Origin of the sequence: Candidatus Thiosymbion oneisti (genome assembly GCF_900092655.1) — a bacterium.
In the GTDB taxonomy this organism is placed as follows: domain Bacteria; phylum Pseudomonadota; class Gammaproteobacteria; order Chromatiales; family Chromatiaceae; genus Thiosymbion; species Thiosymbion oneisti.
In genome coordinates, this window is record NZ_FLUY01001130.1 from 1 (window position 1) to 11,422 (window position 11,422).

Annotated in this window: 10 protein-coding genes; 4 read left to right on the top strand and 6 right to left on the bottom strand. The window is 59.1% G+C overall.

Translation table 11 applies throughout. From position 1 onward, the window contains the following. Positions 1–182: 182 nt before the first annotated feature. Positions 183–653: a protein YgfX gene (locus BQ17_RS11510; RefSeq protein WP_089727202.1), complete on the bottom strand. Its 471-nt coding sequence runs from the start codon at positions 651–653 to the stop codon at positions 183–185. A gap of 673 nt (positions 654–1,326) precedes the next feature. Here BQ17_RS11510 and BQ17_RS11515 point away from each other — a divergent pair. Further along, the gene (locus BQ17_RS11515; protein WP_218068238.1) at positions 1,327–1,839 is read left to right on the top strand and encodes a dihydrofolate reductase; all 513 of its coding nucleotides are present in this window, start codon (positions 1,327–1,329) and stop codon (positions 1,837–1,839) included. 621 nt (positions 1,840–2,460) lie between these two features. Here the strand turns inward: BQ17_RS11515 and ribF are convergent. The 4 genes from ribF to murJ form a co-directional block, all read right to left on the bottom strand. Then, positions 2,461–3,417 (bottom strand): bifunctional riboflavin kinase/FAD synthetase, encoded by a 957-nt coding sequence (gene ribF, locus BQ17_RS11525; protein ID WP_089727204.1) that lies wholly within the window; start codon positions 3,415–3,417, stop codon positions 2,461–2,463. 151 nt (positions 3,418–3,568) lie between these two features. Continuing rightward, positions 3,569–3,964 (bottom strand): DUF1493 family protein, encoded by a 396-nt coding sequence (locus BQ17_RS11530; RefSeq protein ID WP_089727206.1) that lies wholly within the window; start codon positions 3,962–3,964, stop codon positions 3,569–3,571. Next, positions 3,888–4,349, bottom strand: coding sequence for an STM2901 family protein (locus tag BQ17_RS11535; protein WP_218068240.1), 462 nt, complete (start codon positions 4,347–4,349; stop codon positions 3,888–3,890). The genes BQ17_RS11530 and BQ17_RS11535 overlap by 77 nt, the downstream gene beginning before the upstream one ends. 668 nt (positions 4,350–5,017) lie before the next feature. Further along, complete coding sequence (gene murJ / locus BQ17_RS11540; RefSeq protein WP_176722396.1) at positions 5,018–6,550, bottom strand: murein biosynthesis integral membrane protein MurJ; 1,533 nt, start codon at positions 6,548–6,550, stop codon at positions 5,018–5,020. Positions 6,551–6,869: 319 nt separating this feature from the next. Here murJ and icd point away from each other — a divergent pair, with 319 nt between their 5' ends. Next, a complete protein-coding gene (gene icd, locus BQ17_RS11545) occupies positions 6,870–8,132 on the top strand; it encodes an NADP-dependent isocitrate dehydrogenase (protein ID WP_089727208.1) in 1,263 nt (420 codons plus the stop codon). 55 nt (positions 8,133–8,187) lie between these two features. On the opposite strand, the gene cspD is transcribed toward icd, so the two are convergent. After that, entirely contained in the window at positions 8,188–8,394 is a 207-nt protein-coding gene (cspD, locus tag BQ17_RS11550; RefSeq protein WP_089727210.1) for a cold shock domain-containing protein CspD, read from the bottom strand. Between the two features lie 158 nt (positions 8,395–8,552). On the opposite strand from cspD, the gene clpS reads away from it, so the two are divergent. Together clpS and clpA are read left to right on the top strand one after the other, a co-directional pair. Continuing rightward, positions 8,553–8,876 carry an ATP-dependent Clp protease adapter ClpS gene (gene clpS / locus BQ17_RS11555; RefSeq protein WP_089727211.1) on the top strand — a complete coding sequence of 108 codons (324 nt, stop codon included), beginning with the start codon at positions 8,553–8,555 and terminating at the stop codon, positions 8,874–8,876. 119 nt (positions 8,877–8,995) lie between these two features. Continuing rightward, complete coding sequence (gene clpA, locus BQ17_RS11560; protein ID WP_089727213.1) at positions 8,996–11,254, top strand: ATP-dependent Clp protease ATP-binding subunit ClpA; 2,259 nt, start codon at positions 8,996–8,998, stop codon at positions 11,252–11,254. Positions 11,255–11,422 lie beyond the last annotated feature (168 nt).

The window sequence follows — 11,422 nt, forward strand, 5'->3', positions numbered from 1 at the left end:
GTACCGCGGGTTTCTACCAATGCCGGGATAAAGTCGCCGCCGCACTCCAAAGTTTCCGCTGGACCGCTCCGGTTCGCTGCCTGCCTGTGCGTCCCTGCACGCAGACAGATGCTCATCACACTCGACGGTCGTGCCGAGGATGGAGGATAGAACAGTCTGGAATCCATAAAGAGCCAACCCAATTATGCTGAGGCATCGGTGCCTGATTTATCCAGAGTTCCCCACAGCCGGAGACGCACCCGCAAACGCCGCAGCAGATCGGGGTCCAAGGTGTCGGGCAAGAGCACCATCGCGCAGGAGCGCCAACGTCCGCAGCGCAGATTCAGCACCAAGAGTCCGGGCGTCACAAAGGTGGACGGCAACAGCCGAGCCTCGACTTGCTTACCGGATACCAGGGTCAGGGTCCAGGTTCCATCCGGCTCCCAAATCGCCTCCCGCCCTGCCCAGGGAACCAAGAACAGGACCTGCGTCCCTATCGTGTTGATCAGGCTCGTAAGCACTAGGATAGCGAGCCCGCTGCGCCAATACCAATCCAAGGGAAGCGCGACGACGACGGACAAGGCCGCACCGTGGGTTACCAGCAGGAATACCGCCAGAATACGAGAAGGTCGGGGCCTGATCCTAAGCGGCGGCAGCTCTCGGTTTTCGCCCATAGCCGGTCGATCCCATAGGCCAAACGCCGGCCCGTAAAACCCATTTTTCCGCTGTTATCGCAGAATCCGGGGCATCATAGAAATCCGTGGTGCCCAATGATATATGTTCACATACGGAGCGAAACGATCCTGAATGATTTGGCATTGTCTGGAGGGAAAAGATCCCTCCTGCGTCGGGACAGGGTTTGACGTGTTGCGTTCGACGCACAAAGGCTCACTGATCTCCTGTGGTGTCAGTGCCGGCGTCTTAACGCAACCTACACCCATATTACTCCCCGCGCGGCCTGCCCGCGCGGACCTCGCGTTGGGTGTAGGTTGGGTTAGGCGCGCTGTCCGATCCCGAAGCACAGCGACAGGGTCGAACGCGCCGTAACCCAACACGTCAGATCCCACAACCAACGCCAAATAACCCAGGATTGCGCCCGGACGGGCACGGCGTCGAACGCGGCGTATTTCTCGTTCCCACGCGCTGCGTGGGAACGAGAGAACTTTAATCCGCAGATTACGCAGATTTTCACAGATGGAAACGAAATAATCTGCGAAAATCTGCGTAATCTGTGGATAAAAAAGGGTTTTGTCGGGAACTCAGACCTAGGTTTCTGATATAGGCAAAGCCGACTTGCCTGGCGGCGGACAGACGCAGAGGGCGCGGAGTTTTCGATCAGGCGTTAACATGGCCGTCATGGTTGCTCACCGACCGCTGGTCTCCATCGTCGCCGCAATGTCCGAGAATCGGGTCATCGGCTACCGTAACCGCCTGCCCTGGCACCTCCCCGCCGATCTCGCCCACTTCAAGGGTCTGACCCTGAACAAACCCATCGTCATGGGGCGACGGACCTGGGAATCCCTACCCGGACCGCTTCTGCAACGCACCCACATCGTGGTCACCCGCAACCCTTCCTACCGGGCCCAGGGTTGCATCCTGGCAGGCTCGCCGACGGAGGCCATCGCCGCCACGGGGCCTGCCCCGGAGCTGATGGTGGTTGGCGGGGCCGGTATCTACCGGGATATGCTCCCCCTGGCCCGGCGCATGTATCTGACCCTGGTGGCCGCGACATTAGAAGGGGATGCCTTCTTCCCGGATTGGGACCGGGCCTGCTGGCGCGAGATTACCCGCAAGGAGCGGCGGCGCGATGAGCGCAACCGCTACGACCTGGCCTTTGTGACCTTGGAAAGGTCCCCGTAGGATGTAGATGCATCTATTGGTTTCCTGCTCAATCGTTGTAATAGTTTCCGCCCACGTGACTGGACAGCGGGGCTACCGTTTCTCATTTGGTTTTTTATGATTTCGATCACTTCATTCAATAGGGAGCAATTTCTATCTGCGAAAATGGCTAATGATTCCATTGCAGATACCTTTACAATTTTACTTTTATGCAGCAAGCACTTCTTCAATGCTCCTATTATCTCATTTTCTTCATTCTCGGTATATTCAAGACGCGGAGCAATTTGAGCCATATGCCAGAGGACCTCCTGTTGTTCAGAAGATACCAAGATCGATATGGCCTGTGATCGATATCTCGATAGGAGCTCCGGTCTTCGTGTCTTTGTAGCTTGGTGTGAGAAAGACGAACATCACGCAAAGCCACAAAGGGACACTAAAAGACTGCCTTTTTAGACAGTCTCTCAGCCGGCAGGGGTCGATTGCGATGGCAATGCCGGCCATCAGGTCTCTCTCTTGAATTTTCGGTCCGCGCATGAACACGAAATAGACGCATCATCGATTAGCGTCCATTTGCGTTCATTTGCGGACTCCATATCGCAGTCGGATCTTCCGCAGGCACGGTGTTGATGGGCACAGCCCACCCTACGGGCTATATGCAAAAGCGGTTGTCGGCGCGCCGAGCAACGCCCGTGCTGTCACGGTATCCCGACCGATCTGTGCCTGGAGCTCCTCGCAGGACCCGAACTTCTTCTCATCCCGCAGCTTGCGTCGAAACTCGACTTCGAGATGCCGGCCGTAGAGGTTGCCCGTAAAGTCGAACAGATGGACCTCGAGCAGATACCGGGCGCTCCCGTCCACCGTCGGTCGGGTCCCCAGATTCGCTACCCCCGGCCAAGGTCGGTCCGCAATGCCTCCAACCATCACCGCATAGACGCCGCGGAGGGGACTTACCCGCCGGTGCAGGTTCAGGTTCGCGGTGGGAAAACCAATGTCCCGCCCCCGCTTGTCGCCGTGGACTACGCGCCCGCAGATACGGTAGGTCCGGCCCAGCAGACGCCGGGTAAACTCGAAGTCCCCCCGCGCCAAGGCCTCGCGGATGCGGGTGCTGCTCACCCGCTCGTCGCCGTGGGTTATGGTGTGCAGGTCCTCGACGCTAAAGCCGTGCTCCCGGCCCATCTCCCGGAGTAGCCGGAAGTCCCCCGCCCGGCCATGACCAAAGCGGAAATCGTCGCCGACCAGCAGATACCGGGCACCCAGTCCGTCCACCAGCAATTCCCGCACGAACTCCCGCGCCTCCATCCGCGCCAGCTTGGGACCGAATCTGAGCAACATCGCCTGCTCGACACCACAGTCCGCCAGGGCGGCGAGCTTCTCACGCAACCGGGTAAGACGCGCCGGCGCCGCGTCCGGCGCGAAGTATTCCATGGCCTGGGGCTCGAAGGTAATCACCATGGCCGGCAGTCGCAGCGCCCGCCCCTGTGCCAACAGGCGCCCGAACACCGCCTTGTGCCCCAGATGCACCCCGTCGAAGTTGCCGATGGTGACAACCGTACCGCGCGGCCGAGGTACCAGGTTGTGCAGTCCGCGAATGATCCTCATGGGGACGAGTACATAGGGATTGTGAGAGGACCACTTCTTCAGCACGAAACAGAATACGGGCTGGCGCGCATGGCGCGGAGTTGGTTTTCCGTCAAGTCCGGTGGATTCCCCATGATCGAGTACATTTACAGTTTCTCACGGTTTTCTCTTTCTACACGGGCTCTTGTTCCCACCGACCCCGTATCATGGCGTCATGTAAGTCACCTAACATCAGCGGTTTGTATGGTTGACGCCCCTTTCCGGAAAAGAGCGAGGCGATGATGGAGATAACGTCCAAGCCCTCAGGCCCAAAATACAGGTGGTAGTCAAAACCCGTCATATCAACGCAAAACTCAGTGGCATAGTGATCCAGGAATTCCAGGGCATCGTCACTCTCCAGGCCCAGCTGTGCAAACAGTTCCGTATCCGAAGTCAGGGGAACTCGGTATTTGCCTCGTTCCTGTTCCACGAAATGTAGCAACTGTTGCCAGCTACCCGAAGAATTTGTCCTCATTATCAACGATCTCGTTATATGTGCGCATTGCTTTCCAGAAAATTTGGACGACATCGGAGGCAAGAATAACCCAGCCCACAACAGGTACGGTTCTGCCAATAAAGCGACCAATGTTGCGAGTAAAGGTAATCTTCAGGGTACGGATGTTTCTGCCTGTGACAGTAGGTAAGCGTAGAGGACTCGTATGAGGCAAAATTTTAGATGCATATTTCGAGGTGGGAGACGTACCCCTAGTTACGGTTGGACCGCCTATCTTCACACAGGTTGGCAGAATCGGCTGACCTGAGATAATAAGTGCCGCCGCGATCACATCCTGCACGCCTAGCTGCTCTAGCGTTTTGTCAACGACAATCAGAAAATACAATTCTTCAGCGTAAGGCCACCACGCCCATTGTAAGAGTAAGTTTTTTCCGTCATTAATAAGCCCCCCTTTCTTCAAAACCAGATTCCAACCCCTGCCGGGGCCTTGCCTCAGCTCGCGTAGGGCGGGAAAGCGCAGCGCATCCCGCCAAAAGCCTCCGCGGCGCGGAGCGATCAGGTTCCCACGCGGCGCGTGGGAACCAGAGAAAAGGCCTGATTGACGCCGGAGGAGGATGTCGCAAAAACAGTGGCGTCAGCTGCCAGTCCGTGAAGTTTAAACCACAGAGGACACAGAGAACGCAGAGAAAGGTACAGGCCAATTCTCTGTGTCCTCTGTGGTTCGAAACGACTTTTGCGACACCCTCTCACGGGAGAAACCGATTTTTTCCTAGAGGAAAATTCGGCTCAAACTCGGATAGCCGGATTGATGGGCAGGCTTCGCTTCGAGCATCCTGCAAGGGACCGTGGTCCGGAAACCGCCGCAAAATGACCGAAGCCCCGGACCATCCTGCTGGGTGCTCGCTTTGCCCATCCTACCTGGCTGGTACAACTGCGTACAAAATCCGGAAACAACATTAAGAACCACGTAAGAACCAAGAATCGACACGAAAATTCGTGTGGATTCGTGTTCATTCGTGGTTCGAAATGACTTTTGCAACATCCTCCCTCCGGGAGAGGGCGGGGGTGAGGGGGAAATTCAAAAGCTCGGATTGTGCCGTGTGGCAGTATACCTGGCTGGTGCGGCCGCTAAGGCGCCGAGAAATGCCTGATGCGGACGCCGAAGGCCAGCAGTGACAGCGCATAGGCCACGCCACCAGCCAGGATCCAGATCAGGAGTTTCAGGATCCCCTCCCAAGTCCCCATTGCCAGCCACAGGGCCGTTTCCCCACTACCCCACCAGACCACGAGACCCATGACCATGCCGGCACCCAGGCCACGTACCAGGAGCGCATGCCAGCCGTCCCCGGGCCGATAAATGCCCTGGCGCAGCAGACCACGTAGCAGAAGGCCGGCATTGGCAACGGCGGAGAGCGTGGTCGCAAGCGCAAGGCCCGTGTGTCCCAGGGGGAACATCAGCAACAGGCTGAAGGCAACGTTGACGACCATCGCGATCACGGCGATCCGGACCGGGGTCTGCATATCCTGACGCGCATAAAAACCCGGTGCCAGGACCTTGATGCCCATAAAGGCGACCAATCCCAACGCATAGGCCATGAGCGCCTGCGCGGCCATGTTCACGTCCTCGCCGGTGAACTCACCGGAGTGGAACAAGGCCGCCATCATGGGACCGGCCAACACCAGCAGCCCCATCGCGGCGGGCACCCCCAGCAGCAGCACCCAGCGCAGGGCCCAATCCAGGGTGCGGGAGAAGGCCTCGGGTGACTGCTCGGCGTGTTTCCGGGACAGCTTGGGTAGGATGACGGTCCCCAAGGCCACGCCCAGGATGCCTAAGGGAAACTCCATGAGCCGATCGCCGTAGTAGAGCCAGGTGATACTCCCGGTAACCAGGAAGGAGGCCAGCAGGGTGTTCAACAGCAAGCCGATCTGGGTCACCGAGACCCCGAACAGGGCCGGGATCATGAGCTTGATGACGCGCCGCACCCCGGCGTCCCGAAAGTTGACCCGGGGTCGCGGCAGCATCCCGATCCGCCACAAAAACGGGAGCTGGAAGGCAAGCTGTGCGACGCCTGCGATAAAGACCCCCCAGGCCAGCGCGAAGATGGGCCGCTCCATTTCCGGGGCCAGCAGGAGGGCGCACAGGATCAGGGCGATATTGAGCAGGACCGGCGTGAAAGCGGGTACGCCGAACCGCTCGTAGGTGTTGAGAATACCGCCGGCGAACGCCGTCAGGGAGATGAACATCAGATAGGGGAAGGTCAGGCGCAACATCTCCGTGGCCATCGCCTGTTTGCTGATCTCGCCTGAGAAACCGGGGGCGAAGATCAGGATCAGCACCGGGGCCCCGAGCACGCCTAGGAGGGTTACGCCCAGGAGTACCGCCCCGAAGCTGCCGGCCACATCGTCCACGAAGCCCTTGAGCTCCGGGGTGCCGTGCTTGGTCTTGTACGCGTTGAGCACGGGTACGAAGGCCATGGAGAAGGCCCCCTCGGCGAACAACCGGCGCATGAAGTTGGGGATCTTGAAGGCGACGAAAAAGGCATCGGTTCCGGCGTCAGCGCCGAACACCCGGGCCATCACCAGGTCGCGAACGAACCCCATAATGCGGGACAGAAAGGTATTACCGCCGACCTTGGCGATAGATTCGGTGAGGGAGGCCAATATTCCGCTCCGATTGAAAAGGAAATTATACCCGTCGCCTCCGGGGGGGTCGCAAAAGGCACCGATCTTTGCCTTTGACCCCCTCTTGCCCTTTGACCCCCTCTCCCCAACCTCTCTCCCGGTGGGAGAGGGGCTATTGAGGGACTTTTGCGACACTCTCAGCGGGAGAGGGGCTTTTAGAGGGCTTTTGCGATACCCTCCCATGGGTTGTGCGAAAAGGTCGATGCACACTTGCGCCAAATGCCGATACCGACGGCATCGCAAGCCCAGGGTAGGATGTTAGACTCATGGCTTTTCCGGCAACAGCAAGGAATCCAAAATGACATACGAAAAATTACGGACTCCCTCCCCAGGCGAGCAGATTACCGTCGGCGCGGACAATTCACTGCAGGTACCGGACAATCCCATCATCCCGTACCTCGAGGGTGACGGTATCGGAATCGACATCACACCGGTCATGAAGAAGGTGGTGGATGCCGCGGTGGAAAAGGCTTATGAGGGCCGAAAGCAGATCCAATGGATGGAGGTCTATGCCGGCGAGAAGGCTACGCGCATCTATGGCGAGGATGTCTGGCTGCCGCAAGATACCCTGAACGCCGTGCGCGAGTTCGTGGTGTCCATCAAGGGGCCGCTGACGACGCCGGTAGGCGGGGGTATCCGCTCCTTGAACGTTACCTTGCGCCAGGAGCTGGATCTCTATGTCTGCCTGCGTCCGGTGCGCTATTTTCGGGGTACGCCCAGTCCGCTCCGGGAGCCGGAGCATACGGACATGGTCATCTTCCGCGAGAACTCCGAAGATATCTATGCGGGTGTGGAGTGGCAGGCCGGCAGCGAGTCGGCGCGGAAGGTCATCGACTTTCTGCAGCGCGAGATGGGCGTCACCAAGATCCGTTTTCCCCGGACCTCCGGTATCGGCATCAAGCCCGTCTCCTCGGAGGGAACGTCGCGACTAGTGCGTAAGGCGATCCGGTACGCGATCGACAATGGCCGTGACTCCGTGACCCTGGTGCACAAGGGCAATATCATGAAATTCACGGAGGGGGCCTTCAAATCCTGGGGCTACGAGTTGGCCAAAGCAGAGTTCGGTGCCGCGGAGATCGGTGCCGGTCCCTGGTGCCGCCTGACCAATCCCAAGACCGGCGGCGAGATCGTCGTCAAGGACGTGATCGCCGATGCCTTCCTACAGCAGATTCTGTTGCGCCCCAAGGAATACGATGTGATCGCTACCCTGAATCTGAACGGCGACTACATCTCCGATGCGCTGGCCGCTCAGGTGGGGGGCATCGGCTTGGCGCCGGGTGCCAACCTGTCCGATACCGTGGCCATGTTCGAGGCTACCCATGGAACCGCACCGAGGTATGCCGGCAAGGACCAAGTGAATCCGAGCTCGATCATCCTGTCCGCCGAGATGATGCTGCGCCATCTGGGATGGACCGAGGCAGCGGATCTCATCATCAAGGGGGTCGAGGGGGCCATTATGGCCAAGACGGTAACCTATGATCTGGAACGACTCATGGCAGGGGCGACCAAGGTGAGTTCATCCGGATTCGGAGACGCGGTCATCGCCAAGATGTCCGGTTGAGCCGCGGAGATCTATATTCCTTATCATGGTTTCGCTTTTTATCGCAGAGGCAGGGTCAGGTCAGCCGGTTTACGTGGGCCGCATGTAAGCCCTTAGGTCCCTGACTGATCTCAAACTCCACCTTTTGCCCTTCCTTGAGGGTCTTGTAACCGTCCATGTCGATGGCCGAGAAGTGGACGAAGACATCTTCGTCTTGTCCGTCGGGCTTGACGAATCCGTATCCTTTTGCATTATTGAACCATTTCACACTACCGGTCATCATCGGTTGCCTTCCCCCGGGGTTTTGCCGAGACTTTCCCCGGCAACTAAGCGTTGAATTGTTATCTGGCGCGGTTACCTGGGATAGCCTAGGCCGCACCTTATTTTCAAAGTATAGTAATCTGATTTCATTGGTCAAATTTTCACTGGAATCGAAGCATCATGAGTGGGCAAGATCCCAATGAAGAATATGAATCCGATCTCTCAGTACAGGAAGCCGAGCCTGAGCTGAAACGGCCGCCCTTGTATAAGGTGCTGCTTCTCAATGACGACTACACGCCGATGGAGTTCGTCGTCATGGTGCTCGAGACCTTTTTCCGCATGGACCGGGAACAGGCCACGCGGATCATGCTGCATGTACACACGCAAGGGGTTGGCCTATGTGGTGTTTACACCCGGGATATCGCGGAGACTAAGGTGTCGCAGGTCAATGATTATTCCCGTAGCCATCAACATCCGCTGATGTGCACGATGGAAGAAGCTTAGCCCACCTATCTCACCGATCTGCATATCTTTAGGAAATTGCCGCCCTGGTGAGCTATGCGGGCTAGATTGCCCCGCTCGGTTCCGGTTTCCTCCAAGGGCCCTGAAAAATCGATGCAATCATGATTAGTAAAGAGCTCAGGTTTTCGTTGCATCAGGCCTTCGAGCAGGCCCGCAAGCAACACCATGAGTACATGACCGTCGAGCACCTGTTATTGTCCCTGCTGGACAATCCCTCCGCGGCCATCGTGCTGAGGGCCTGCGGCGCCGAGCCCGACCGATTGCGCCGGGAGATCTCCGCGTTCATCGAGGAGACCACGCCGCTGATCTCCGGTGAGGACGGGCGCGAGACCCGGCCCACCCTGGGCTTCCAGCGGGTCTTGCAGCGGGCCCTCTATCACGTCCAGGCGGCGGGCAAGCAGGAGGTGACGGGTGCCAATGTGCTGGTAGCCCTATTCAGCGAGCAGGACTCTCAGGCCGTGTACCTGCTCAATCGGCAGGACATCACGCGTCTGGATGTGATCAACTTCATCTCACACGGGATCTCGAAGGTGCTGGGAGAGGGTTGGGATGAAGAAGGCCAGGGCGAGTCGGACCCGGTCCGTAGGGAGGAGCGAGAGAGCGCCAGCCCCCTGGAGAGCTTTTCCTGCAACCTTAACGAGTTGGCGCGCCAAGGGCGGATCGATCCTCTGATCGGCCGGCGGTCCGAGGTCGAGCGGACGATCCAAATCCTGTGCCGCAGGCACAAGAACAACCCATTGCTGGTCGGGGAGGCCGGCGTCGGCAAGACGGCGATCGCCGAGGGGCTGGCCAAGAAGATCGTGGACGGCGACGTACCACAGGTGCTGGCGGAGGCCACCATCTATCGGTTGGACCTGGGCGCCCTGGTAGCCGGAACCAAGTATCGGGGGGATTTCGAGAAACGGCTGAAGATGGTCCTGGCCCAGCTGCGGCAGCTACCGCACGCCGTGCTCTTCATCGATGAGATCCACACCGTCATCGGCGCGGGAATGGCCTCGGGCGGCGTGCTGGATGCCTCCAATCTCATCAAGCCGGTGCTTACCTCCGGCGAGCTGCGCTGCATCGGCTCCACGACCTATGAGGAGTTCCGCGGCATCTTCGAGAAGGACCGGGCCCTGGCGCGGCGCTTTCAGAAGATCGATATCAACGAGCCGAGTGTGGACGAAACGGTCGCGATCCTCAAAGGACTCAAGACCCGTTTCGAGGAACACCACCAGGTCAGCTACACCCGGCCGGCGTTGCGGGCTGCCGTCGAGCTCTCGGCAAAGTACATCAACGACCGCCATCTGCCGGACAAGGCCATCGACGTGATCGACGAGGCCGGTGCCAATATGCAGCTGCGGCCCAAGGCCAAACGCAAGCAGCGGATCCAAGTCGTCGACGTGGAGGCTATCGTCTCCAAGATTGCGCGCATACCACCCAAGCAGGTCTCCCTGTCTGACACGGACGCCCTCAAAAACCTGGATCGAGACCTCAAGCTGGTGGTCTTCGGTCAGGATCAGGCCATCGAGGTGCTGACATCCGCCATCCGCATGAGCCGTTCCGGTCTCGGACCCGAAGGAAGACCCATCGGGTCCTTCCTGTTCACCGGGCCGACGGGGGTGGGTAAGACCGAGGTGACGCGCCAGCTCGCGCGCATCCTCGGTATGGCCCTGATACGGTTCGATATGTCGGAGTACATGGAGCGCCATACGGTCTCGCGCCTCATCGGTGCGCCCCCGGGCTACGTGGGCTTCGACCAGGGTGGCCTATTGACGGAGGAGATCAACAAGCACCCCCACGCGGTCCTGCTGCTCGACGAGATCGAAAAGGCCCACCCGGACGTATTCAATCTGCTGTTACAGGTTATGGACCACGGCACCTTGACGGACAACAACGGCCGCAAGGCCGACTTCCGCAACCTCGTCCTGGTGATGACCACCAATGCCGGTGCCGAGGAGACCAGCCGGCGCTCCATCGGCTTTACCGAGCAGGACCATTCCAGCGATGGGTTGGAGGCCCTGAAGCGCTTTTTTACGCCGGAGTTCCGCAATCGGCTCGACGCCGTGGTCCAATTCGCCGCCCTGGAGGCGGCCACCGTGATCGGCATCGTCGACAAGTTTATTTTCGAGCTGGAGCAGCAGCTCGCCGAGAAAAAGGTGGCTTTGAGCCTGGATGCCGCCGCCCGGGACTGGCTGGCCGACAAGGGCTACGACCTGCATATGGGCGCCCGACCCATGGCGCGGGTTATCCAGAACCACATCAAAAAGCCGTTGGCCAACGAGATCCTGTTCGGGTCACTGACCAACGGGGGGGCGGTACGGGTCTATGTCAAGGATGGGGACTTGGCCTTCGAATATGGAGATCAGGCATCCCTTTGAGCCGCCCCTGTAGGAGCACCCCTTGCGGATATCCCAGTAGTCGCCCGAGGTCCGCGCGTGTAGACCGCGTGGGGGATCATGTGGGTGTATAGGTTGCGTTTCGACGCCCAACGGCTCATTGATCGACGGCCAGGCCGGCACCCGCGTCTCAACGCAACCTACACCCGG